24 protein-coding genes are annotated in these 22,395 nt (G+C 63.0%); 9 read left to right on the top strand and 15 right to left on the bottom strand.

The annotated features are described in order from the left end of the window. Positions 1-101 precede the first annotated feature (101 nt). The gene (locus KG722_RS10315; RefSeq protein ID WP_213271705.1) at positions 102-803 is read left to right on the top strand and encodes a dienelactone hydrolase family protein; all 702 of its coding nucleotides are present in this window, start codon (positions 102-104) and stop codon (positions 801-803) included. A gap of 84 nt (positions 804-887) precedes the next feature. Here KG722_RS10315 and phoB read toward each other — a convergent pair whose 3' ends face one another. Genes phoB through pstC form a run of 5 tightly spaced genes read right to left on the bottom strand, consistent with a single transcriptional unit; the run spans position 888 to position 6,116 of the window. Continuing rightward, positions 888-1,574: a phosphate regulon transcriptional regulator PhoB gene (phoB, locus tag KG722_RS10310; protein WP_213271704.1), complete on the bottom strand. Its 687-nt coding sequence runs from the start codon at positions 1,572-1,574 to the stop codon at positions 888-890. A gap of 31 nt (positions 1,575-1,605) precedes the next feature. Further along, positions 1,606-2,292, bottom strand: a complete 687-nt coding sequence (gene phoU, locus KG722_RS10305; protein WP_213271703.1) for a phosphate signaling complex protein PhoU — start codon at positions 2,290-2,292, stop codon at positions 1,606-1,608. Positions 2,293-2,303: 11 nt separating this feature from the next. Continuing rightward, positions 2,304-3,131 (bottom strand): phosphate ABC transporter ATP-binding protein PstB, encoded by an 828-nt coding sequence (gene pstB / locus KG722_RS10300; RefSeq protein WP_300998416.1) that lies wholly within the window; start codon positions 3,129-3,131, stop codon positions 2,304-2,306. Further along, entirely contained in the window at positions 3,131-4,708 is a 1,578-nt protein-coding gene (gene pstA / locus KG722_RS10295) for a phosphate ABC transporter permease PstA (protein WP_213271702.1), read from the bottom strand. Before pstA ends, pstB begins: the two co-directional genes overlap by 1 nt. Continuing rightward, on the bottom strand, positions 4,701-6,116 hold the full coding sequence (gene pstC / locus KG722_RS10290; protein WP_213271701.1) for a phosphate ABC transporter permease subunit PstC: 1,416 nt from the start codon (positions 6,114-6,116) through the stop codon (positions 4,701-4,703). The genes pstA and pstC overlap by 8 nt, the downstream gene beginning before the upstream one ends. A 128-nt stretch (positions 6,117-6,244) precedes the next feature. On the opposite strand from pstC, the gene hslV reads away from it, so the two are divergent. Genes hslV through hslU form a run of 3 tightly spaced genes read left to right on the top strand, consistent with a single transcriptional unit; the run spans position 6,245 to position 9,256 of the window. After that, the gene (hslV, locus tag KG722_RS10285) at positions 6,245-6,802 is read left to right on the top strand and encodes an ATP-dependent protease subunit HslV (protein ID WP_213271700.1); all 558 of its coding nucleotides are present in this window, start codon (positions 6,245-6,247) and stop codon (positions 6,800-6,802) included. Continuing rightward, positions 6,795-7,916, top strand: coding sequence for a hypothetical protein (locus tag KG722_RS10280; RefSeq protein WP_213271699.1), 1,122 nt, complete (start codon positions 6,795-6,797; stop codon positions 7,914-7,916). The genes hslV and KG722_RS10280 overlap by 8 nt, the downstream gene beginning before the upstream one ends. 35 nt (positions 7,917-7,951) lie before the next feature. After that, positions 7,952-9,256 carry an ATP-dependent protease ATPase subunit HslU gene (gene hslU, locus KG722_RS10275; protein ID WP_213271698.1) on the top strand — a complete coding sequence of 435 codons (1,305 nt, stop codon included), beginning with the start codon at positions 7,952-7,954 and terminating at the stop codon, positions 9,254-9,256. A 16-nt stretch (positions 9,257-9,272) separates the two neighbouring features. Here the strand turns inward: hslU and KG722_RS10270 are convergent, their stop codons facing one another. After that, on the bottom strand, positions 9,273-9,614 hold the full coding sequence (locus KG722_RS10270; protein ID WP_213271697.1) for a helix-turn-helix domain-containing protein: 342 nt from the start codon (positions 9,612-9,614) through the stop codon (positions 9,273-9,275). A gap of 71 nt (positions 9,615-9,685) precedes the next feature. Further along, complete coding sequence (locus KG722_RS10265; protein ID WP_213271696.1) at positions 9,686-10,684, bottom strand: PfkB family carbohydrate kinase; 999 nt, start codon at positions 10,682-10,684, stop codon at positions 9,686-9,688. Between the two features lie 146 nt (positions 10,685-10,830). Between KG722_RS10265 and KG722_RS10260 the strand changes: the two genes are divergently transcribed. Continuing rightward, positions 10,831-11,709 (top strand): hypothetical protein, encoded by an 879-nt coding sequence (locus KG722_RS10260; RefSeq protein WP_213271695.1) that lies wholly within the window; start codon positions 10,831-10,833, stop codon positions 11,707-11,709. Here the strand turns inward: KG722_RS10260 and KG722_RS10255 are convergent. The 3 genes from KG722_RS10255 to nth form a co-directional block, all read right to left on the bottom strand. Further along, the gene (locus KG722_RS10255) at positions 11,706-12,059 is read right to left on the bottom strand and encodes a hypothetical protein (protein WP_213271694.1); all 354 of its coding nucleotides are present in this window, start codon (positions 12,057-12,059) and stop codon (positions 11,706-11,708) included. The two genes, KG722_RS10260 and KG722_RS10255, sit on opposite strands and share 4 nt — an antisense overlap. A gap of 12 nt (positions 12,060-12,071) precedes the next feature. Next, positions 12,072-13,760 carry a S41 family peptidase gene (locus KG722_RS10250; RefSeq protein ID WP_213271693.1) on the bottom strand — a complete coding sequence of 563 codons (1,689 nt, stop codon included), beginning with the start codon at positions 13,758-13,760 and terminating at the stop codon, positions 12,072-12,074. Between the two features lie 64 nt (positions 13,761-13,824). Continuing rightward, positions 13,825-14,589 (bottom strand): endonuclease III, encoded by a 765-nt coding sequence (gene nth / locus KG722_RS10245; RefSeq protein ID WP_213271692.1) that lies wholly within the window; start codon positions 14,587-14,589, stop codon positions 13,825-13,827. A 27-nt stretch (positions 14,590-14,616) separates the two neighbouring features. Here nth and KG722_RS10240 point away from each other — a divergent pair, with 27 nt between their 5' ends. From KG722_RS10240 to KG722_RS10225, 4 genes are all read left to right on the top strand, one after another. After that, complete coding sequence (locus KG722_RS10240) at positions 14,617-15,123, top strand: DUF2244 domain-containing protein (protein WP_213271691.1); 507 nt, start codon at positions 14,617-14,619, stop codon at positions 15,121-15,123. A gap of 112 nt (positions 15,124-15,235) precedes the next feature. Then, positions 15,236-16,567 carry a cytochrome P450 gene (locus tag KG722_RS10235; RefSeq protein ID WP_300998415.1) on the top strand — a complete coding sequence of 444 codons (1,332 nt, stop codon included), beginning with the start codon at positions 15,236-15,238 and terminating at the stop codon, positions 16,565-16,567. A gap of 62 nt (positions 16,568-16,629) precedes the next feature. Then, entirely contained in the window at positions 16,630-17,301 is a 672-nt protein-coding gene (locus KG722_RS10230; RefSeq protein WP_213271690.1) for a nitroreductase, read from the top strand. 49 nt (positions 17,302-17,350) lie between these two features. Beyond that, positions 17,351-17,959: a DUF1287 domain-containing protein gene (locus tag KG722_RS10225; RefSeq protein WP_213271689.1), complete on the top strand. Its 609-nt coding sequence runs from the start codon at positions 17,351-17,353 to the stop codon at positions 17,957-17,959. A gap of 9 nt (positions 17,960-17,968) precedes the next feature. Here KG722_RS10225 and KG722_RS10220 read toward each other — a convergent pair whose 3' ends face one another. From KG722_RS10220 to KG722_RS10200, 5 genes are read right to left on the bottom strand one after another with little or no spacing between them, the layout of a single operon-like run. Next, positions 17,969-18,673 (bottom strand): 4'-phosphopantetheinyl transferase superfamily protein, encoded by a 705-nt coding sequence (locus KG722_RS10220; RefSeq protein WP_213271688.1) that lies wholly within the window; start codon positions 18,671-18,673, stop codon positions 17,969-17,971. A gap of 29 nt (positions 18,674-18,702) precedes the next feature. After that, entirely contained in the window at positions 18,703-19,722 is a 1,020-nt protein-coding gene (gene scpB / locus KG722_RS10215) for an SMC-Scp complex subunit ScpB (RefSeq protein WP_213271687.1), read from the bottom strand. After that, positions 19,709-20,542, bottom strand: a complete 834-nt coding sequence (locus tag KG722_RS10210; protein ID WP_213271686.1) for a ScpA family protein — start codon at positions 20,540-20,542, stop codon at positions 19,709-19,711. The genes scpB and KG722_RS10210 overlap by 14 nt, the downstream gene beginning before the upstream one ends. Continuing rightward, on the bottom strand, positions 20,539-21,573 hold the full coding sequence (gene nagZ / locus KG722_RS10205) for a beta-N-acetylhexosaminidase (RefSeq protein ID WP_213271685.1): 1,035 nt from the start codon (positions 21,571-21,573) through the stop codon (positions 20,539-20,541). Before nagZ ends, KG722_RS10210 begins: the two co-directional genes overlap by 4 nt. A 3-nt stretch (positions 21,574-21,576) precedes the next feature. Next, positions 21,577-22,389 (bottom strand): SPOR domain-containing protein, encoded by an 813-nt coding sequence (locus tag KG722_RS10200; protein WP_213271684.1) that lies wholly within the window; start codon positions 22,387-22,389, stop codon positions 21,577-21,579. Positions 22,390-22,395: the final 6 nt, after the last annotated feature.

Here is a 22,395-nt window from a genome sequence, read left to right as displayed (position 1 = left end):
GTAGGGAAAAAGTCTAGAAAGCGCATACTAATCGAACGCCAGCGCTTGAATCCCGCTGCGGAAGGCCTCTATCCACTGGGAGACAACAAAGGAGACCTCCGATGAGCGCAGTTGATTATCAGGTGGACGGCAAGACCTATGAAGGCTGGCTGGCCCTGCCCGAGGGCAAGACGAATGTGCCGGTCGTGGTGATCGCCCATGCCTGGGGCGGGCTGACCGATAACGAAAAACAGAAGGCCGCCATCATCGCGAAAGAGTTCGGCTATGGAGCCTTTGCCATCGATGTTTACGGCAAGGGCAAGCGCGGCGCGAGCGTGGAAGAATGCCAGGCGCTGATGAACCCGCTGGTGGGCGACCGGGCTGAGTTGCAGCAACGGCTGGCCGGCGGCCTGGCTGCGGCCAAGGCGCAGGCAGGCATAGACGGGGCCAAAGCAGCCGCCATCGGCTTCTGCTTTGGCGGGCTGTGTGTGCTGGACATGGCGCGGGCGGGCCATGACGTTCTGGGCGTTGCGTCCTTCCACGGACTTTTCCGCCCGGCCGAGAACATCCCGCAGCCCAAGATCAAGGCCAAGGTGCTGATCGAGCATGGCTGGCTGGACCCGATGGCGAAGCCGGAGGATTTCCTGGCGATCTCAAGCGAGTTTGCGGGCGCTGACTGGCAGGCGCATGTGCACGGTCATTCCTATCACTCGTTCACGACCCTGGGCGCCAACAATCCGGAGATGGGCACGATGTACAACGCTGACGCCGACCGGCGAAGCTTTGCGTATCTCAAGACATTCCTGGCCGAGCTTTTTGGCTGATCGCCTGCCTTGGTAATCCGGTTACGGAAAAGGCGGGAACCTGGTTCGGGTTCCCGCCTTTTTCTGTCTGGCCGGAATATCAGCTCAGTCAGCGCGCAGGGCGTAGCCGGCGGAGCGAACGGTGCGAATGGGGTCTTCACCACCTTCCTGCCGGAGGGCCTTGCGCAGGCGGCCGACATGTACGTCGACCGTGCGGGCCTCAACGTAGACATCCGAGCCCCAGACGGTATCGAGCAGCTGTTCGCGCGAGAAGACGCGGCCGGGATGCTGCATGAAATAGTCGAGCAGGCGGAATTCGGTGGGGCCGAGATGAATGTCGGCGCCATTGCGGGAGACGCGATGGGCGACGCGGTCGATCTCGATATCGCCGACGGTGATGCGGTCTTCCTTCAAGCCGGGACGGATGCGGCGCAGGACGGCGCGCACGCGGGCCATGAGCTCGGTGGTCGAGAAGGGCTTGGTGACATAATCGTCCGCGCCCGTATCAAGTCCGCGGATACGGTCGCTCTCTTCACCGCGGGCGGTGAGCATGATGATCGGGAGGTTGGGATTGACGCCGGTGGCGCGGACGCGGCGGCAGATTTCGATGCCGCTCACCTTGGGCAGCATCCAGTCCAGCAGCAGCAGGTCCGGGGTGCGTTCATCGATCATCATCAGCGCTTCTTCGCCGTCAGCCGCGATCGCGACGTCATAATCCTCCCGCTTGAGGTTATAGAGCAGAAGCTCGGAGACGGCGCTTTCGTCTTCTGCGACAAGCACGTAGGGTTTCATCATTCGGCTCCGTAGTATGTTCCGGTGGGCGTCAGACCTGGTCCAGCTTCGGCCGTTCCATGGTCGACAGGTAGTCTCCGACGGCCTGATAATAGACAAACTCAGCCACGTTGGTGCAGTGATCGCCGATCCGTTCAAGGTTCTTGGCGACGAAGAGCATATGGGCCCCGGCGCTGATGCGGCGCGGGTCCTCGATCAGGTAGGTCAGCATTTCGCGAAACACGGCGTTATAATGCTGGTCGATGTCATCGTCGCTCGACCAGACATTCCTTGCGAGGGCGGCGTTCCCGGTGGCGTAAGCGTCGAGCACCTCATTGAGCTGGCGGGCAACCGGACGCGACATGCGCAGGATGGCGTTGCGCATTTCCACGCTGACATAATCATCAAGGCGCAGGGCACGCTTGGCGACGTTCTTGGAGAGGTCACCGATACGCTCAAGCTCGTTGGAGATTTTCAGGGCGGAAAGGATCATGCGCAGGTCATGGCCCATCGGCTGGCGGCGCGCGATGAGGCTGACGATCTGCTTTTCAATCTCGGCTTCGATCACATCCACCTGAGGATCGCGGGCGATGACTTCCTTGGCGAGGACACCATCATTCGAGCTGAGCGCGCGGCAGGAATCGGTGATCATCGTTTCGACGATGCCGCCCATGCGCATGATGTCGGAGGAGAGCTTGTCGAGCTCATCCGAATAGGCCGAGACGATATGGTCGGACATGTCCTGCTCCCTCAGCCAAACCGGCCGGTGATATAGTCTTCCGTGCGCTTTTCGCGCGGATTGGTGAAGATCTGCTCTGTCTCGCCCATCTCGATCAGGTTGCCGAGGTGGAAGAAGGCCGTACGCTGACTGACTCGGGCCGCCTGCTGCATGGAGTGGGTGACGATGACGATGCAGTAGCGCTTGCGCAATTCGTCGATCAGTTCCTCGATCCGGGCCGTGGCGACGGGGTCCAGCGCCGAGCAGGGCTCGTCCATCAGGATGACTTCCGGGCGGACCGCAATGGCGCGCGCGATGCAAAGACGCTGCTGCTGTCCGCCTGACAGGCTGGTGCCGGGCGCCTGAAGGCGGTCCTTCACCTCTTCCCAGAGGCCGGCGCGGCGCAGCGACTTCTCAACGATGGCATCAAGGTCTTCGCGGCTGCTCGCGAGGCCATGGATGCGCGGGCCATAGGCGATATTGTCAAAGATGGATTTCGGGAACGGGTTGGGCTTCTGGAACACCATGCCGACGCGCGAGCGCAGGAGGACGGCATCGATCGAATGGTCGTTGATGTTCTGCCCGTCCATCAGGATCTGGCCGTCGACGCGGCAGCTCTCGATGGTGTCATTCATCCGGTTCAGGCAGCGCAGGAAGGTGGACTTGCCGCAGCCCGACGGGCCGATCAGCGCCGTGACGGCGCGGTCCGGGAAGGACAGGGAAACATTATGAATGGCCTGGGTTGGACCGTAGAAGACGTTGATGTCCCTGCAATCGATACGGGGCGCGGCGGCGGGCAGCGCGTCTGCCGTGGGGGGTGTCACCGTGCCGGCGGCCTGTGGTGTGTGATCGGTATCCATTACCATCTCCGCTCGTATTTACGTCTCAGGAATACCACCAACCCGTTCATCAGCAAAAGCACTGCAAGAAGAATGACGATCATGGCGGATGTCATAGGCTCCCAGGCACGCTCTGCATTGTTCGACCAGGTGAAGATGAGGACCGGCATGACGGTGGATTCGTCTGTCGGTCCTTTGGGCACATCGCCGACGAAGGCCACCATGCCGATCAGCAGCAGCGGGGCAGTTTCCCCCAGCGCGCGGGCCATACCCAGGATGGCGCCGGTGAAGATGCCGGGCGCGGCAAGCGGCACGACATGGTGGAACACCGTCTGCATCTGCGAGGCGCCGATAGCGAGCGCGCCCGAGCGCACAGACGGGGGAACAGCCTTCAACGCAGCGCGAGAGGCAATGATCACCACCGGGAATGTCATGAGCGCGAGCACGAGCCCGCCGACCAGCGGCGCAGACCGGGGCATGCCAAGGAAGTTGAGATAGACCGCCGCGCCCAGCAGGCCGAACACGATGGAGGGAACGGCGGCCAGATTGTTGATGTTGACTTCGATGAAGTCCGTCAGGCGGTTTTTGGGGGCAAACTCTTCCAGATAGACCGCTGCAAGGATGCCGATCGGGATGGCAACCAGTGCTGTAACGAGCATGGTGAACAGCGAGCCGACAAGAGCAGCGAGTCCCCCGGCGAGTTCGGGATAGGTGGAATCCGAATTGGTCAGGAGGCTCCAGCGCGGCTCGCGGGAAATGCGGCCCATCTCCTTCAGGGCAAGGGTCCAGGCGATCTGCTGATCGGACACGACGCGCTGGGCTTCAGGGAGCGCGATAATGCGGGCGGTGGCATTGCCGGAGCGGAAATCGTCCAGTGTGCCGGTGAGCAGCTCAAGGCTGGCGGCGTCTGGCTGCAGATCAGACAGGCGGCCGGTCGAGCTACCTGCAGTGAGGAGCACCGAGCCTTCTGACAGGTCTGCGCCATCAGCTTCGAGCGACGTGATGGCGCTCAGAATGGGCGTAAAGGCCCCCTGCCCCTCAAGACGCGCGAGACCGGCTTCCTGCTGGCTGGCAGACGAGAGGCTTCCCACGCGGACGCGGCGTTCGGGGAATGCCTGGCCTTTGAGGTATAGGTCAAGATCATCGTTCAGCGGAGCCGAAACGGTCATCTCGTTGCCGATCAGCTGAGGTTCAGCAGCGACTTTCCTTGCGGCCGGAAGGACGGCGAGGCGCGTGATGAATTCGGACGCTTCAGTGCGGCTGGCGCGGTCGAGGTCCGCCTCGGGGAAGGTCTCAAGAAGATTGTTGCGCACGAGGCTCCAAAAGCCATCGACATTGCGGGAGATTTCTTCGGGCGTGTCTTCGCCGGGCGGGGCGATGACGGCGCGGTCGAGCGTCACGTCGTAGCGCGCAACATGGTAGGTGGCCGCCGAGACGGCCTGCGAACCGATCGACAGGGCGAGCATCACCAGCGCGCCGAGCGCCAGGACAATGGCGCCCATACCGTAATAGCGGAAGCGCACGTCGGCGGCGCGGCGGCGCTTCAGGCGCTTGATGGCCTCGGGGCTGGAAAAGGTGGAGGGGGCCGGATCAGTCATACTTTTCCCGGTATTTCTGGACGACGCGGAGGGCGATCACGTTGAAGAGGAGCGTCACGGCGAAGAGGACGAGGCCGAGGGCGAAGGCCGACAGCGTCTTGGGATCATCAAAGCCGGTCTCGCCGGTCATCAGGGAGACGATCTGGACGGTGATGGTGGTGAGGTCGGAGGTCGGGTCCATCGAGATACGGGCGCTTTTGCCAGCCGCCATAACCACGATCATGGTTTCGCCGATGGCGCGCGAGACCGCCAGCAGCAGCGCAGCGATGATGCCCGGCAGCGCGGCGGGAACCACGACGTTGCGGACGGTTTCCGATTTGGTGGCGCCAAGTGCGTAGGCCCCGTCGCGCAGGGTTTGCGGCACGGCGTTGATCACGTCGTCCGACAGCGAAGACACGAACGGGATAACCATGATGCCCATGACGAGGCCGGCTGCGAGCGCGCTGGTCGGCTGGGCCGCAAGCAACGGTTCTGTCGTCAGGCCGATATTGATCAGGGTCTCGTTGATCCAGATGGCGAGGCCGCGAACGGCCGGCGCGACGACGAGCAGGGCGAAGAAGCCGTAAACCACGGTGGGGATACCGGCGAGGATTTCGAGGATCGGCTTGATCCAGCCGCGGGCTTTCGGGCCGGCATATTCGGACAGGTAGATCGCCGAGAAAAGGCCGATGGGCGCGGCGACCAGCATGGCGATGAGCGCGATCGTGAAGGTGCCGAAAAAGAGTGGCAGGGCGCCGAACTCGGCCTCGGTCTGGGCATTCCAGCGCGTGCCGAACAGGAAGTCCCAGATCGGCACGGCACGGAAGAACTGGATGCTCTCGTAGAGAAGCGAGGTGACGATCCCGACGGTCGTGGCGATGGCAACGGCCGCGCAGAGGAACAGAACCGTCTCCATGCCGCGCTCGACCAGGGAGCGGGCGCGGAAGCTTGTGCCCAGGCGGCGGCGGGAAAAGATCAGCCCGCCCAGCGCGCCGATCACCATCAAGGCAAGAGCGCCAATGTTGAGGCTGCCGCGTATTTCAAGATAGCGATGGGTGACCGCGGTGAAGACAAGGTCGGTGCCGGTGTCCTCGCGCGCGAGGGCAGCCTGGGCGACGGAGTCCAGGTAGGTCTTCATCTCTGCATCCGAGAGCAGGTCGAAGGCCGGGGGTAACTCGCTGACCAGCTGGTTGCGGGAGATGCCTTCTGCGCCGATGGCATAGGCCAGGGCAACAAGAACTGCCGGGACCAACGCCCACATGGCGACGAAATATCCGTGATAGTTCGGCCGGGAATGCAGCGACTGTTCACCAGACAGGAGAATGCGCTCGGCGCGTACCCGTCCGGCGAAAAAGGCGATGGAGGCAAAGACCGCGATAAGGGCGATCAGGAGCCAGCCCATGGGCAGATGACCGAGCTGCTGGAGCATTCATTCCTTCCGGGAGTTACGCAGCCCCAAATAGAAGAAGGCCGCGACAGTTATGTGACACTCTTCTGTATTTCCTGACGCAGCGGCCCTCTATTGCACCGGCCCTTCAAAACCTCCATGTGTTGGCCATGACACACAATCAGGATTCAAAGGCCATCTGGCACGGAACGACCGTTCTTGCCGTGCGCAAGAATGGCAAACTTGTGATGCTCAGCGACGGTCAGGTGTCGATGGGCCAGACCATCATGAAGGGGAACGCCCGCAAGGTGCGCCGGATAGCCGGCGGGGCGATTCTTGCCGGCTTTGCCGGAGCAACCGCCGACGCGTTTACCCTGTTCGAGCGGCTGGAAGCCAAGCTGGAGCGCTTCCCCGAGCAGTTGCAGCGCGCAGCCGTGGAACTGGCCAAGGACTGGCGAACGGAGAAATACCTCCAGAAGCTGGAAGCCCTGCTGATCGTGGCGGACAAGAAGAGCACGCTGGTGATCACCGGGGCGGGCGATGTGCTGGAACCCGAGCACAATGTTGTCTCCATCGGATCGGGCGGCAATTTCGCGCTGGCAGCGGCGCGCGGGCTTTACGACTATGAGGACGATGCCGAAGTGATCGGGCGCAAGGCAATGCAGATTGCCGCCGACATCTGCGTCTACACCAATGGCCATTTCAGCGTTGAAGCGCTGGATGTTTGACCGGTCCGACCTGCGCGCGGCCGAAGAGGCGGGCATCCTCACGCGGGATCAGTCCAGCCGGCTGGAAGCCTTCCTGATCGCCCGGAGCGACCCGGCCGTGAAGGGCGCCGCCAGCCAGCCGGAGAACCTGCGCTTCCTCAACAACTTCAATGACATCTTCATCACGATCGGGATCGTGATCCTGGCCATGGGTCTGACAGCGATTACCGCGCTGGTCTTCGGGCCTCAGTTCTGGGGCATGGTAACCGGCGGCCGGGCGGGCGCGTTTGGCGCGCTGATCCTGATGCCGGTGGCGGGCGTGATGTGGCTGATCGCCGAGTATTTCGGCAAGCGCCGGCGGATGCTGTTGCCGACCATGGCGGCGATCACGGTTTTCACGGGCTATTCTGGGCTTTCCATCGGCATGGTCTCCAGCGGGCTCACCGGCATGAATGCGGAGACCGTCACGAGCCTTGGCAGCGCATGGTCGACGCTTGGCAAGTCCGGACTTGGCACCTTCCTCGGCTGCGGGGCAGTTGCCGCGCTGGCCTGGCTGCGCTTCCGCCTGCCCTTCTGCATGTTCCTGATGGCCGTTTCTGCGGCGGCGGCAGCCTACACTTTTGCCGGTTTCTTCGGCGATGCGGGGCTGGTGTTTGGCGGGCTGCTCTCGCTGCTGATCGGCATTGCCACGCTGGCAGCCGCGATCTGGTTTGACCAGAAGGACCCGGGCCGGATTACCCGTCTTTCGGACAATGCCTTCTGGTTGCACATCGCGGCGGCGCCGCAGATCATTCTCGGCCTGCGGGGCATGGTGATGGGATCCCCGGCCGCCAGCCCCGATACGGCAGAAGCCATCGTGCTGCTGGCAGGGCTGGCTTTCCTCGGCCTGCTGTCTCTGGCGCTCAACCGCCGGGCGCTGATCGTTTCCAGCCTGCTGAGCTTCTGGCTGGCGCTGGGCGAAGTCGTCAGCGCCGCAGGCGGAGGATCGTCCATGACCTTCATTTCAACGGCGCTGCTCCTGGGAACCGGCATCATCGTGCTGGGCGGGGGCTGGCATACCGCGCGGAGCGGCCTTCTCAAGGTGCTTCCCCGGCAGGGCCTGCTTGGCCGGGTCTTCCCGCCTGAAGCAGCCTGACCTTTTTCATTTTTTACGACACCGAGACCGACTTCATGAAACATCTGACGCCCCGCGAAATCGTTGCCGAACTTGATCGCCATATCGTTGGCCAGAATGCCGCCAAGCGCGCCGTTGCCATTGCCTTGCGCAACCGGTGGCGGCGCAAGCAGGCACCCGACAACCTGCGCGGCGAAATCACGCCCAAGAACATCCTCATGATCGGCCCGACAGGCGTGGGCAAGACGGAAGTGGCCCGGCGCCTTGCGCGGCTCGCAAACGCTCCCTTCCTGAAGGTCGAGGCGACGAAGTTTACCGAAGTGGGCTATGTCGGCCGGGACGTTGAGCAGATCGTGCGCGATCTCGTCGAGGCCGCCGTCGGCATGATCCGGGAGCAGAAGCGCGCGGGCGTCGAGCAGGCTGCCCGTGACAAGGCCGAGGAGCGGCTGCTGGACGCGCTGGTCGGCGCCGAGGCGCAGGCCTCCACCCGCGAAGTGTTCCGCCGCAAGCTGCGCGGGGGCGAACTGGACGACAAGGAAGTCGACATCGACTTTGCCGACACACACAACCCGATGCAGATGCTGGACCTTCCCGGCCAGGGCGGATCGATGAGCATGATCAATCTCGGCGACATGCTGGGCAAGGCAATGGGCGGGCGTACCAAACGTGTCCGCACGACCGTGCGCGAGGCGGCAAAGCCGCTGGTGACCGAGGAGGCCGACAAGCTTGTGGACGAGGACCAGATCGTGCGCGAGGCAATCATGGCAGTCGAGGAAGACGGGATCGTGTTCCTCGACGAGATCGACAAGATTGCTGCACGCAAAGACCGTGGCGGAGCGGATGTGAGCCGCGAGGGTGTGCAGCGCGACCTGTTGCCGCTGATCGAGGGCACGACCGTTTCAACCAAGCGCGGAGCGGTGAAGACCGACCATATCCTGTTCATTGCGTCCGGCGCATTCCACGTCGCCAAGCCATCAGACCTGCTGCCCGAACTTCAGGGCCGCCTGCCGATCCGGGTGGAGCTGGAGCCACTGACGCGGGACGATCTGCGGCGCATTCTGGTGGAGCCGGAGGCTAGCCTCATCCGTCAGTATGAGGCGCTGATGACGGCGGAGAATGTGACGCTGGTGTTTGAGGACGCCGCCATAGACCGGATCGCGGACATGGCCGAAGCGGTGAACAAGACCATCGAGAATATCGGTGCGCGGCGCCTTCAGACGATCCTTGAGCGGCTGCTGGACGAGATCAGCTTCGACGCGCCCGACAAGGGCGGCGAGACGTTTACGATCACGGCGGCTTATGTCGACGGGAAAGTCGGCAGCCTGGCCGGGAACGCGGATCTGTCGAAATTCATTCTGTAGGGAGACGGAGCGGGACTTAGCCCTCAACCGCCGTGCGCCGGACGGGGAGGTGTTTCTTGCCCCATTCCTTCATGATGGCCAGAGCCGGGCGGAGTTCTTCGCCCTTGGCGGTCAGGACATAGTCAAAGCGTTTGGGCGCCGTGCAATAGGCGCGGCGCTCCAGGACGCCGACCTCAACGAGGCGCTTCAGACGGTCTGCGAGCAGATGCCGGGTCATGCCGCCGGAGGCTGCAAACTCTTCGAATTTGGTCTTGCCGAGATAGCAATCGCGCAGGATCAGCAGGGTCCAGCGGTCTCCGACGATGGAGAGCGTCCGCGCGACCGGGCACCAGTTATCGTTGAGTTCTGACCATTTCATGAAGGCGAGTGTAACTCACCCAAACGAAAGTTCCAGAAAGAAACGCTGGGGTTTCGCGACTTTTCGGGAGTTCACACGCAGATTCCGGCCGCTTCGGCCAGCTCCTTGTAAGAGACGGCCGGGCGCGGGCCGATATGCCCGATGACTTCGGCGGCGGCGATGTGGCCGAGGCGGGCACAGGTGGCCAGGGGCAGGCCGCGGGCAATGCCGAAGAGGAAGCCGGCGGCGTACTGGTCGCCCGCGCCGGTCGTGTCGACCACGGCGTCTACCGGCTCTGCCGGAACGATGATGGGCGCCCCCTCCCCGAACACGACAGAGCCTTTTTCGCTGCGTGTGACCGCAGCAACGGCGCAATCGGCATGCAGGGCCTGAAGGGCGGCGTCAAAATCACTGGTTTCGTAGAGCGAGAGAAGCTCAGCTTCGTTGGCGAACACGATGTCGGCGAAGCCTTTTACAAGGTGGCGGAAGCTGGCGCGGTGGCGGTCGACACAGAAGCTGTCAGACAAGGTGACGGCGACCTTGCGACCAGCGGCCTTGGCGATCTCTGCAGCGTAGACGAAGGCTTCCTTGGCTTCGTCGCGGTCGAACAGGTAGCCTTCAAGATAAAGGATCTGGCCGCTGCGGACGAGGTCTGCGTCCACGTCTTCCCGGGAGAAGAGGACCGAGGCGCCGAGGAAGGTGTTCATGGAGCGGTGGCCGTCATCCGTCACGAAGATGATCGAGCGGGCCGTGGCGGGGCCGCCTTCCAGGGGGCGGGTGTGGAAGGGCACACCGGCCTTCATCATCTCGCGCATGAACTGGTGGCCGAGATCATCCTTCGAGATCTTGCCGATATAGGCCGCCTTGCCGCCGAAGCTGGAGAGGCCGGCAATCGTGTTGGCGCCGGAGCCGCCGGAGGTGATGACAGCATCCCCCGCGAGGGCGGTGAGCTCCTCCGCGCGGGGTTCCTCGATCAGCTGCATGGCATCCTTGTGGATGCCAAGGCGGGCGAGGAAGGCGTCATCTGCGCGAGCGAGAACATCCACGATGGCATTGCCGAGGCCGACGACGTCGAATTTTGCTGCGGTCACAGTGCGGGACTCCTGGAAACATCTTGAAAACTCAGGTGGTCCGCGCCTTGCCAGACACAGCGCGTGGACACAAGGCCTGCAGGCGGCTAGAGCGCACCAAAGACCGGGACTGACCCGGCGCCCGCAGCCGAGAGCCATCCCAGACCATGAAGAAAATCGCCTATCTCGCCAGCCGCGTGACCATTCCCGGCTCGATTGTCCGCCGCACGGATGCCTTCGAACATGATTTCACCATGGACGCGCTCAGGCCTGCCTTCGAGGCACGCGGCATGGGGATCGAAGACGTCTGCTGGGACGACACCAGGGCCGACTGGGCAAGCTTTGACGCGGCCATCATCGGCACGACCTGGGACTATTGGGACCGGCTGGAAGAGTTTCTTGCCGCGCTCGACATGATCGGGACGAAGACGCGCCTCATGAACCCGGCCTCGCTCGTGCGCTGGAATTGCCGGAAGACCTATCTGCGGGAACTCGAAGCACGGGGCGCGAAGCTGATCCCGACGCTGTGGCTGGACAGCTGTGGCCCGGCAGAGGTGGCGGCGGCATTTGAGGCGCTGGGCGCCGAGACACTGGTGTTCAAGCGCCAGGTTGGCGCAGGCGCCAAGGGCCAGCACAAGCTGACGCGCGGCGACGCGGTTCCGGAGATGGCCCATGCGATGATGGCCCAGCCTTTCCTGCCGATGATCCAGAAGGAAGGCGAGCTGTCTTTCATCTTTATCGACGGCGAATTGTGTCATGCCCTCATCAAGCGGGCTCAGCCGGGCGACTACCGCATCCAGTCCAGCTATGGCGGACGTGAGGAAGTACTTCATCCGTCTGCCGAAGACCTTGCGGCGGCATACGCGATTATCGGCGCACTGGACGAGGCCCCGCTCTATGGCCGGGTCGACATGCTGCGCGGTGAGGATGGCAGCCTGCTGCTGATGGAACTCGAAGTGATCGAGCCCTACCTTTATCCGAAGGAAGGCCCGGAGCTGGGCGAGCGGATGGCCGCTGCCCTGGCCCGGCGGATCAGCCTCGCTTAACCGGTCGAAGCCAACCGGCATTCCACACCGGTCAGGGGATACATCGCGCCGGTTGCCCGGTCCTGGACGTAGCACTCGCCGTCCAGGAGGATGATGTCGAACATCGCCGGAAGCGCCGGGCTGTTGCCTTCCAGGGGCCCGGGCGGCGGCGGCAGGACGGAGACGAAGGTATCGCGCGTCAGATCGCCGGCGCCGAGTTCGATCTGCGCCCGGTCTACTGCGGCGGCAAGAACGCCGGTGACGGTTGCCATGGTTTCAGGCGACGTATTCGTCAGGACGGCAGGCTTGGGCGTGCCCTGGCAGGCTGAAAGGCCGGCCAGAAGCGAAACACTCAGAATACGGTATTTCATGGCGAAGCGTCCTTATCTGCCCGGAGGCATGGTCATGTCGCGATTGGTTTCCATCACGGAGGGCTGAGGGAACTCAAACCCGGAGCCCGCCGTTGAAACTTCAGACCGCCGGGCGCTGGCCGGGCCAGCCTCAGCCACTGCCGAGGGACAGGCGAGCGAGCCGCGATAGCTCAGCGCCGCAGCCAGCAGGCGCTCATCGGGATCGCCCAGCTCGCGGGTATAATCATCCGCCACCTGACATCCTGGCAGGCGCACGCCGAAGGAAGCCGGGGAGTTGTTCGGGATGAAGCCATCTGCGAAATCGCCGAACCCCTGCCCGTTTACGCCCTGGAACTGGATGGTGTAATAGGTCTCGCCGCAATTGTCCGTAGGGTAGAAGCCGAAGGGTTTTCCGCAGGTCGTGTTGCCGATCAGGATGACCTCGACCCCGATACCGCGCAGGCCATTGATGACCGCTTCGCTGGCGCTGCAGGTGGAGCCTGTCGAGAGAACGAATACGCGTGGCAGGTTAAGGGATGGCAGGGCGGTTCCGTTGGTGACCGTGAAACCGAGGCCTGTTGTGTAGAACGGAACGGGCTCGTTGATCGCGCCGGTGACCGGATTGCGATTTCCGGCGGCCGCGTTGAAGCGCAGGCGCTCGAACACCTGGTTCTGCGTGCGCGTGTTGCCGGCCACCATGTAGCTCAGCTGCGAGGCAACGGCGAGCAGGCCTCCGCCATTGTAGCGCAGGTCAAGCACGAGATCGCTGACACCGGCAGACTGCATCTCAAGCATGGCCTCATAGATGTCGCGCTCGCTGGCGAAAGGACTGAAGGTGTTGAAGAGGATATAGCCAACATCCCCGGACGGCGTGTTGATGATCCTTGTGCGGTTTACTGGCTTCCGGGCAAGGTTCACGGACGTCAGCGTGACATCGCGGGTCACCCCGTCAGGGTCCTGAACGGTAAAACTGTTCGTCAATCCTGCCGTGGCGGGAAACAGGGCCGCGTTGAGCTGGTCGATTTCGGACTGCGAGTTGCTGTTTACAAGGTCGATGCCGTTGATGCGCAGAATGCGGGACCCGCGTTCAAAATTTGGCTGGCCACCGGCTTCAGCAGAAGCAGGCGAATTGGGCTCGGTAAAACGGATGCGGAAGTCGCGCGGCGGAGACGTTGAAAATGCCACATAGTTCGCCCCATAGGTCGCCGTGGGCGCGGCGTTGCGGGCGGCCAGATATTCGGTGGTCGGCTCGCTGAAATGGAAGTCGTCCTTCTCCTTGCCCGACGGGGTTGTCGCGAGCGTGCGCAGGACAGCGAAGTAATCGCGACGGCTGGCGAAGTTGGCCGGGTTGCGGTCGGTGACTTCGGTATTCCAGAGATAGGTTTCGTTGGTCCAGGAGCGCAGCCAGAAGCGTTCGTCGAGCGCCGTGCCCTGAATATCCGGGAAAGTGTTGCCTTCGATGTCCTGGCCAATGCGGCGCACTTCGCAACGGTTCTTGAAGTTGCTGGCAGGCTGGAACACGCCCTGCGTCCAGGTGGTGCCTGCCGGCGGGGGGGGCGGAGGAGGAGGAGGAGGCGGTGGCGGTGGCGGTAAAACGGCGGCGCCGCCCCCGCCGCTTCCGCCGCCGCCGCCACAGGCCGCAAGCCAGACGGGCGCCGCCAAAGCCATGAGCGCAAGTGCAACAACCTTTGCAGACCCTGCATTGAAGCGCTTGTTGCGCATGAATTCGTTCCCTCTTTCAGTTTCTTTATGGAAAGGATTTGCCGACAGACCGCGCAAGGTCAATTCAATTTTCGGATGAAGGCGGCCTGGCAGGTTTTTTTGGCCCCAATGACGAACGCCCTGCCGGGTCCGGCGTCTTGGGTTTGAAGGCACACAGGTCTGCGATCACGCACTGCCAGCAGTCCGGGGTACGCGCCTTGCAGACATAGCGCCCATGCAGGATCAGCCAATGATGGGCGCCCTTCTTGAATTCGGGCGGCGTAATGCGTTCCAGTCCGGCTTCGACATGGTCGGGCGTCTTGCCCGGGGCAAGGCCAGTCCTGTTGGAAACCCTGAAGATATGGGTGTCCACAGCGATGGTGGGCTCGCCGAAGGCTTCGTTCATGACGACGTTCGCGGTCTTGCGGCCAACGCCCGGCAGGGTTGTGAGCTCATCGCGCGTGCGGGGCACCTCGCCGCCAAACTCATCCAGGATCTTCGCGCTGAGCGCGATGACGTTCTTTGCCTTGTTCCGCCAGAGGCCGATGGTCTTGATATATCCGGCCACGCCCTCCTCGCCGAGGGCGAGCATCTTTTCCGGCGTATCGGCTACGGCGAACAGTTTTCGCGTTGCCTTGTTGACCCCCACATCGGTCGCCTGCGCGGAAAGGGCGACAGCGACCAGCAGCGTGAACGGGTTCACGAATTCCAGCTCCGTCGCCGGATCGGGCCGGTCAGCGGCAAGCGCCGCGAAGAGTCCTGCGGCCTTGGCGCGCGTGAATTTCGAGCGCGGGGCGGCTTTGGCGGGTTTTCGGGAAGGCTTGGATGTCTCGGGCATAAGGTGAGGCATAGAGCGCCCTTCCCGCGGCGCAAGGGCGTGCTAAATCTCCCGCTCATGCTGACCCCGCCTGAAACCATCTATATGGACGCCGTGCTGACCCCCAACCGGTCACTCAGCCGGAATGGCTTCCTTATCGCAATGACAGCGATAGCCGTAACCTTCTTCCTGACAGGGCTGATCTTCCTGTCGATGGGCGCGCTGCCGGTCCTGGGCTTCATGGGGCTCGACATCCTCGCCATCTGGCTGGCTTTCCGCATTTCCTTCCGCCGCCAGAAGGAAGAAACCCGCGTGACCGTGACGGCGCGGGCTATCCGCCTTCATCACAAGGACGCCAAGGGGCACGAAAAGCGGGCCGAATTGCCCTCCGCCTTTGCCCGGGTTGAACTGGACGAGCCTGCCGGCCCGGCGAGCTGGCTTCGAATCGAGCACGGCAAAACCGCCTGGATCATCGGGCGTTTCCTGACCCCACCGGAGCGCAGCGACTTGGCAAAGGCCCTGCGAAAGGCCCTTCAGGCCGCAAGGTCCGAGCGCTATCCCGTCTGAAATTCAAAAAAATGACGCAAGCGTCATGGTTTTTTCAAAAATCCTGTGTTAAAAACTTCCCCAGCGACGCGATACGCCCCGCCAAGAGGGTGGGAAAACTGGAGGAATGCACATGGCCGCCGATACCGTTTCTTTCGTCAATCACCCGGCGCTGCAGCGCCCGAAGGTGACCGAGCGCGAGCCGCTCCACCCGCACAATGCACGCTTTGGTGCGGAGATTCCGCCCGCCGGCGAGATTGATCTTTCCACTCTGGACCTGATTGACGGCGAACTCTGGCGCCAGGGCAAATACTGGGACCGGTTCGAGCGCCTGCGCAATGAAGACCCGCTTCACTATTGCCCGGACAGCTTCCCCGGCCCGTTCTGGTCTGTCACCCGCTATGAAGACGTTATGGCGATCGACACTGATCACAAGCGCTTCTCCTCCAGCTGGGAATATGGCGGCATCACCCTGGGCGAGCCGATCAGCGATTTCGAGATGCCGATGTTCATCGCCATGGATGAGCCGCGCCATTCCGAGCAGCGCAAGACCGTGCAGCCTGCCGTCGCGCCGGACATGCTGAAAGTCTACGAGCCGCTGATCCGTTCGCGTACGCAGGGCCTGCTGGACTCCCTGCCCGTCAACGAACCGTTTGACTGGGTCGACAAGGTGTCAGTCGAGCTGACTACGATGATGCTCGCCACGCTCTTCGACTATCCGTTCGAGCGCCGCCGCGACCTCACCCACTGGTCCGACGTGGCCACCGGGATGCACAATCCCGACATCTGCCCAGGCGGTGAGGAAGAGTGGAAAGCCACCATGATGAACTGCCTCATGACCTTCATGGGCATCTATCAGGAACGCCAGCAACAGCCGCAGAAGCCGGACCTCATGAGCCTGCTCGCCCATGGCGAGAAGACCAAGAACATGACGCCGATGGAACTGCTCGGCAACGTCATCCTGCTGATCGTCGGCGGCAACGACACGACCCGCAACTCGATGACAGCCTCGGTCTATGCGCTGAACAAGTTCCCCAAAGAGTATGAGAAGCTGAAAGCTGATCCCTCGATCATCCCGAACATGGTTTCGGAGACAATCCGCTGGCAGACGCCGCTCGCCTACATGCGCCGCACCGCGCTGGAAGATGTCGAGATGCACGGCAAGACGATCAAAAAGGGCGACCAGGTCGCCATGTGGTATGTCTCGGCCAACCGCGATGAGCGCTTCTGGGACAAGCCCAACGACTTCATCGCCGACCGCCCCGATGCCCGCCGCCACATTTCCTTCGGCTTTGGCATTCACCGCTGCGTTGGCAACCGTCTCGCCGAACTGCAGCTGCGCATCCTCTGGGAAGAGATCATGGAGCGCTTCGACCATATTGAAGTGCTGGCCGAACCTTCACTGAACCAGAACGCCTTTGTGAAGGGCTACAACTGGATGCCGGTCGTGCTTCACCCGAAGTAAGGCTTGGCGACCGCCGCAGCACCTGATTAGACCTCCTGTCAGATCTGACAGGAGGTTTTTTCATGGACGTTACCAAAGCCGTCGAACAGCGGATTTCCACGCGGGGCTTCCTGCCTGATCCGCTGCCTCTGGAAGACGTCAAAGCCTGGCTGACAACGGGTCAGCGCGCGCCGTCAGGGGGCAATACCCAGCCCTGGCGCGTCATCGTGGTGACCGGTGCGGAAAAGGACAAGGTGATCGGGATTGCGCAGGAAAAGCTCGCCGCCAGTCCAGGCGGAGAGCCGACCGACCGTCCGATCTATCCCAAAGGCCTCTGGGAGCCGCATGAAGCGCGCCGCCGCCGCGTGGGCGAGATGCTGTATGAAGCCCTCGAAATTCCGCGCGAGGACAAGGCCGGGCGCCTGCGCTGGTTTGCCAACAATTTCCGTTTCTTCGGCGCGCCGGTGGCCGTGTTCCTCGTGATCGACGAGCGGATGGGCCATGGCCAGTGGGGGCATGCCGGCATGTACCTGCAAACGCTCGCCCTGCTGGCAGAAGAGCGCGGCTGGGGCACCTGTTTCCAGGAATGCTGGGGTATCCTGCGCCCGACACTGAAAGAGCATTTCGGTCTTGGCCCGACAGAAATGATCTGGTGCGGGGTTGCCGTTGGCAAACCGGACCCCAGCGAGAAAGCCAACACGCTCTATGCCGAGCGCGCCTCTGTCGACGAAATTGCCGAATTCCGAGGGTTCTAGACACCCGCCCGCCTAAATCCTGCCTCAAGGGCGCGGTTTGATCGGCAGGATGATCACGCGCCGAACCCTTCTGGCCACAGGCCTTGCCCTGCCCCTTCTGCCCTCAGTGGGCTTTGCCGGGACAGAGCCAGACTGGACTGCCAGCCTTCTGCGTGCGGCAAGGGCGCAGATCGGCGTCACGACCGGATATGACCCCGCCTATGTGACGCTTGACTATCCGGGCGGGGACATACCTCGGAAAACCGGTGTGTGTACGGATGTGATTATACGCGCCTATCGCGATGCCTTTGAGGTGGACCTGCAGGCGCTCATCCACGCGGACATGAAGGCGAACTTCGCAAGCTATCCGAATAGCTGGGGCCTGACGCGCGCCGACCGCAACATCGACCATCGGCGCGTGCCAAATCTCGAGCGCTATTTCACCCGGAATGGCCTGAAGCGGGAAGCGCCGGGGCGGCGGGAGGACTGGCAGGCGGGCGATCTTGTGACCATGCGTCTGGGCGGGCGCCTTCCCCATATCGCGATCTTCTCAGGACATCATCCGGTGACGGATCGCGCACTCTACATTCACAATATCGGCGGGGGCACGCGGGAGGAAGAAATCCGCACGGATTATGACAGCCCGATGCGGTTTCGCTTTCCGCCGCCCGACGCGTGAAGGCTGATATCAGACACCAACGGGCCAAGGCTGGAAATCCAGCCGCAGCGGGCGCGGCGTCCTGACGGCAACAGCGCCGGCAAAACCCGGCCGGGGATCAAACGCCAAGAGCCGCCAGGGGCTGGCATCCCCGTCTTCCCAGTCCGTTGTCACAAGGCGAGGCACATCTGGCTGCGCAATATCGATTGTAAAGCTCCTGCCGGACACGGACAATCCGGTTCCGCGCGCTTTCAGAATGGCTTCCTTTGCAGTCCAGTATCGGAAGAATGCCTGCGCCTGCTTGTCTTCAGGCTCAGCCTCCAGTGCTGCGACTTCGGGGGCGGAGAACATCATCTTCGCCACGCCCTCCGGCAAGGCCTTTATCTCTTCCACATCTATGCCGACGGGGGCGCTACAAATCGCAAAAGCAGCGAGACTGGCGCTGTGGCTGAGATTGAACGAAAACGGACAGTCCGGACCACAGAGAGAGGGGCGCCCATGAGGGCCTGCCTCAAATACCAGCCGGGATGCCGGCACGCCCAGGGATGAAGCAAGTATGTTCCGCATTCCGGCGCGGCCGGCGATCCAGCGGCGCCTCAGTTCTGCGGTTGCGAACCTGTCGGCGCGCCTGATTTCATCTTCGGACAGACATTCTGCAAGATGCCGGGCCTGCTGCTGGCTGATATCCAGATCCCAGACCCAGATATTGACGGGCAGTTCGCCAGCTTCCGTCATCAATCGCTTCTTTCTGCCTGCAGGCCTGATTACTCGTCCTCGCGCCAGGCATCCATGGGCTGCTGTGGCACCCGGGTTTCCTTGCGCAGCCGCATGACGGCGGCCTTGATGTCGGCGCCATCGAATTCGTCGACTTCTTCCCGGGCCCGCTCCGGCGCTCGGGTATAGGCGAAAACGCTGACAGAGCCGTCCTCTTCAAACTCGTCTTCGACCGCGGCTTCCGGCGCAGAGCTGGAAACTTCCTCCGCCTCCGACGTTTCAGGGGCTGGCTCGCTTTCGGCCTCGTCTTCATCCGACACAAAGTCCGTTACGAAGGATTCAGTGTCAGCCAGTTCACCCAGATCATTGATCAGGATGTCGTCCTCGGTGAGCGCTTCCTCATCGGGCATCTGGAAGCCGGACGGGATCACGTCGGAGAGCAGACCTTCGGCTTCAAGGTCTGCCTTGCCCGGCAGCGTGTCCAGGCTTTCGAGGCCGAAATGCTCGAGGAACTTGTCGGTTGTGCCATAGCAGATCGGCAAGCCGGGTGTCTTGCGGCGTCCGCGGGTGCGTACCCAGCCGGTTTCGAGCAGCGTGTCGATCACGGTCCTGGCGACAGCCACGCCGCGCACGGCCTCGATCTCAGCACGCGTGACGGGCTGGCCATAGGCGATGATAGAGAGGGTTTCCATCGCGGCCTGGCCGAGTTTTTTCTGGACCTGACGCTCTTCCACAAACAGCCAGGAAAGATCCTGCGCCGTCTGAAACCGCCATTTCCCGGCCACCTCGACCAGGTTCACGCCCCGCTTTGCATACATTGCGCGCAGAGCCATCAACACTTCTCCCGCCTCAACTCCCTGAGGCAGAACCTGCGCCACCTGATCTGCTGAAAGCGGCTGGCCGGCCGCAAACAATACGGCTTCAGCGCGGCGAACGCCTTCAGCAACGAGCTCTTCGCGTGTACCTTCAAAGGCAGGGGTCGTCAGGCCCGGAAACTCCGCCTGCGGATCGTGAGCGTCCTGTTCGTGTATGGTCTCATCGGTCATCATGTGCATCTCAAGCGATTGCATCGGCCATCTCCGGCGGACGGGCGGCAATGCGGCGCATATAGATCGGCGCGAAATGGGTGTCCTGGCGCAAGTCCACCTCGCCGTCACGCGTCAGCTCAAGTGCAGCAGAAAAAACGCTGGCTGTGACGGAGCGCTCGGGCACTTCAGGATTGATGTCGGTCATGGCGGTCCGGATATCGGCAAGGCTTGCCCACTGGTCGAGCTGCTCACGCAGGCCGCGCAGCGTGGTGCGCGCCTGTTCCAGCGGCAGGACCATCTGCTGTTCGATCCGGTGAGGGCGCTCCTTCTCGCGCCGGTCGCGGATGGTGGCCAGCGCCGTGGACAGATCATAGAGCGAGGCGGTGTATTCGGTATGCTTGACGACCTTGGGCTGCTCGGTCTCGCCGCGCAGGAAAACGACACGGTCGAGCACCGGGCCGGCCTCCAGCTCGCGCACGGCCTGACGCATGGCGTCGAGGCGCTTGAGGCGGAAGGCGAGCCGCGCGGCCATTTCTTCGCCGGTGGGTTCGTCTTCTTCGAGCACTTCTGGCTTTGGCAGCAGCAGGCGCGACTTCATGAAAGCGAGCCAGGAGGCCATCAGGAGATAGTCGGCAGCGATGTCGATCCGCTTGGTGCGCGCATCCTCGACAAAGGAGAGATATTGCTCGGCGAGGCTCAGCATGGATATCTGCAGCAGGTTCACCTTCTGGCGTCGGGCGAGCTCCAGCAGAAGATGGAGCGGGCCTTCATAGCCGCCGATCTCGACATTGAAGATGTTGACGCCTTCGGCGTCTTCGGCCCCTGCCGAGAGGGCATCAATGGAGATCGTGTCGCTGCTCATGCCATGGCTCCCGGCGGGGGGATCAGCTCGTGAAAGCGTTTCCACGCGGGCGCGGGCTCGAAAGGCTGGGCCTTGCCGGCGATGGCGTCGGCAGCGGCCGCGCGGACAGCTGCCTTACCGGAGAGATGCGGCGCAGCCTTGGCCACTTCGGTCATCTCGGCGAGGATGGCCTCAGCGTCCTTCAGGAAGCCCGAACAATGCAGCAGCACATCGCAGCCAGCGGCAATCGACGCGTCTGCGCGCTCTGTGAGGGTCCCGCCCAATGCCTTCATCCCCAGATCATCCGTCATCAGGAGGCCATCAAAGCCGATTCGGCCGCGGATGATGTCCTGAATCATGATCTTTGAGACGGTGGCCGCCTTGCCAGGATCGTATGCTTCGTAGGCAATGTGGGCCGTCATCGCCATCGGCGCATCAGCCATGCGGGCGAAGGCGTCGAAATCCTTGGCGAGTTCATTCTGGCCGGCACTGACGCGCGGGAGTTCGAGATGGCTGTCGGCCACGGAGCGGCCATGACCGGGGATATGCTTGATGACGCCGGCAACGCCCCCGGCGGTGAGACCATCAAGGGCGGCGCGGGCGAGGTCTGCGGCCTGCTCAGGCTCGGAGCCGAAGGCACGGTCGCCAATGACGTCATGCGCGCCGGGGACGGGCAGGTCGACCACGGGCGAGCAATCAGCATGGATCGACAGGGCAGCCAGTTCTGAGGCGATCAGGCGGTGTCCAAGCCAGGTGGCGTCCCGGCCCAGCGCCTGGTCCTGTTCGTAGAGGGCGGCATAATCCGCGCCGCGCGGAAACAGCGGCCATTCCGGCGGCTTTAGGCGGGCAACCCGGCCGCCTTCCTGGTCAATGAAGATCAGCGTCTCGCGGCCTGTGGCATTCCAGATATCGGCGACAAGCCGGCGCACCTGCATCCGCGAGACGCAGGAGCGGCCCATCAGGATGACGGCCCAGGGGTTTTCCGCCGCAAACAGCGCAGCTTCGCCAGGGGTCAGCTCCGGACCCGATACACTGAGAATACAGGCTTTCACGACTTATCCCGTCACCACGATGCAATTTGCCCCGGATTCCTTGATCGCCTCGCAGAAGGCTACCGCTTCGGCGCGATCGGCAAAGGCACCAACGCGGAGACGGTAGAACACGCCTTCAGAGCCGAGGTCTGCCCGCTGAATCCGCTTCGAGGCGCCATGATACAGTTCCGGGGCCGATGAGGTCACGCGGCGCCATGCAGTTTCGGCTGCTTCTTCCGACCGCAGGGCGGCAATCTGGACCAGGAACTCCCCGGTTTCGGTGAAGGTGAAGCGCGCCTGCGAGGAGAGCGGCTCGATGGGCTCGGGAGGCTTGATGGTCACGGCCGCAATCTGCTGCCGGGGCTCGGGACCTTCTGCGGCTGGCAGCTCGGTTACCGGCAGGGGCGCAGGCGCCGGGCTGACCGTTTCAGCAGCGGGCACGTCAAGGGGCGCAGGCCGCAGATCCTGCGGCGGGCCGCCCGCCAGAGCGCCGGCCGGCGCCGTGGTTGCGGCCGCAAGCCTAACGCCCGCCTCGCGCTCGGACGCGTCCATGGCATCGTAGAACTGCTTGTCGGTATGCTCGATGGGCTTGCCACCGGGGTCGGCCGGCAGCTGCTTGAAGGGCTGGGGCTCCGCGATGATGCTGGGAATGCCATCTGTCGGCGGGCGCACGCCCTGCCTGTAGGTGTTCCAGACCACGCCGCCAAAGATCAGCAGCACGCCGATGGCCAGCGTCAGGATCAGCGGCCCGCGCGCAGCTTCGTCTTCGCGTACGTCAAATCCGCGATAATCGTCCTCGAACGGGTTTTCACGGCCTGCCATGTCCGATCGGCTCATGGAAGA

It is taken from the genome of Hyphomonas sp., from assembly GCF_018402285.1.
Classification (GTDB): Bacteria; Pseudomonadota; Alphaproteobacteria; order Caulobacterales; family Hyphomonadaceae; genus Hyphomonas.
This window is presented reverse-complemented; position numbering and strand designations above follow the sequence as displayed.

What these genes read in the sequence shown, in the direction of transcription:
- KG722_RS10315 (WP_213271705.1), top strand. Translation starts at nt 102, where the DNA reads ATGAGCGCAGTTGATTATCAGGTGGACGGCAAGACCTATGAAGGCTGG.
- phoB (WP_213271704.1), bottom strand. Translation starts at nt 1,574, where the DNA reads ATGAAACCCTACGTGCTTGTCGCAGAAGACGAAAGCGCCGTCTCCGAG.
- phoU (WP_213271703.1), bottom strand. Translation starts at nt 2,292, where the DNA reads ATGTCCGACCATATCGTCTCGGCCTATTCGGATGAGCTCGACAAGCTC.
- pstB (WP_300998416.1), bottom strand. Translation starts at nt 3,131, where the DNA reads ATGGATACCGATCACACACCACAGGCCGCCGGCACGGTGACACCCCCC.
- pstA (WP_213271702.1), bottom strand. Translation starts at nt 4,708, where the DNA reads ATGACTGATCCGGCCCCCTCCACCTTTTCCAGCCCCGAGGCCATCAAG.
- pstC (WP_213271701.1), bottom strand. Translation starts at nt 6,116, where the DNA reads ATGCTCCAGCAGCTCGGTCATCTGCCCATGGGCTGGCTCCTGATCGCC.
- hslV (WP_213271700.1), top strand. Translation starts at nt 6,245, where the DNA reads ATGACACACAATCAGGATTCAAAGGCCATCTGGCACGGAACGACCGTT.
- KG722_RS10280 (WP_213271699.1), top strand. Translation starts at nt 6,795, where the DNA reads ATGTTTGACCGGTCCGACCTGCGCGCGGCCGAAGAGGCGGGCATCCTC.
- hslU (WP_213271698.1), top strand. Translation starts at nt 7,952, where the DNA reads ATGAAACATCTGACGCCCCGCGAAATCGTTGCCGAACTTGATCGCCAT.
- KG722_RS10270 (WP_213271697.1), bottom strand. Translation starts at nt 9,614, where the DNA reads ATGAAATGGTCAGAACTCAACGATAACTGGTGCCCGGTCGCGCGGACG.
- KG722_RS10260 (WP_213271695.1), top strand. Translation starts at nt 10,831, where the DNA reads ATGAAGAAAATCGCCTATCTCGCCAGCCGCGTGACCATTCCCGGCTCG.
- KG722_RS10255 (WP_213271694.1), bottom strand. Translation starts at nt 12,059, where the DNA reads ATGAAATACCGTATTCTGAGTGTTTCGCTTCTGGCCGGCCTTTCAGCC.
- KG722_RS10250 (WP_213271693.1), bottom strand. Translation starts at nt 13,760, where the DNA reads ATGCGCAACAAGCGCTTCAATGCAGGGTCTGCAAAGGTTGTTGCACTT.
- nth (WP_213271692.1), bottom strand. Translation starts at nt 14,589, where the DNA reads ATGCCTCACCTTATGCCCGAGACATCCAAGCCTTCCCGAAAACCCGCC.
- KG722_RS10235 (WP_300998415.1), top strand. Translation starts at nt 15,236, where the DNA reads ATGGCCGCCGATACCGTTTCTTTCGTCAATCACCCGGCGCTGCAGCGC.
- KG722_RS10230 (WP_213271690.1), top strand. Translation starts at nt 16,630, where the DNA reads ATGGACGTTACCAAAGCCGTCGAACAGCGGATTTCCACGCGGGGCTTC.
- KG722_RS10225 (WP_213271689.1), top strand. Translation starts at nt 17,351, where the DNA reads ATGATCACGCGCCGAACCCTTCTGGCCACAGGCCTTGCCCTGCCCCTT.
- KG722_RS10220 (WP_213271688.1), bottom strand. Translation starts at nt 18,673, where the DNA reads ATGACGGAAGCTGGCGAACTGCCCGTCAATATCTGGGTCTGGGATCTG.
- scpB (WP_213271687.1), bottom strand. Translation starts at nt 19,722, where the DNA reads ATGCAATCGCTTGAGATGCACATGATGACCGATGAGACCATACACGAA.
- KG722_RS10210 (WP_213271686.1), bottom strand. Translation starts at nt 20,542, where the DNA reads ATGAGCAGCGACACGATCTCCATTGATGCCCTCTCGGCAGGGGCCGAA.
- KG722_RS10200 (WP_213271684.1), bottom strand. Translation starts at nt 22,389, where the DNA reads ATGAGCCGATCGGACATGGCAGGCCGTGAAAACCCGTTCGAGGACGAT.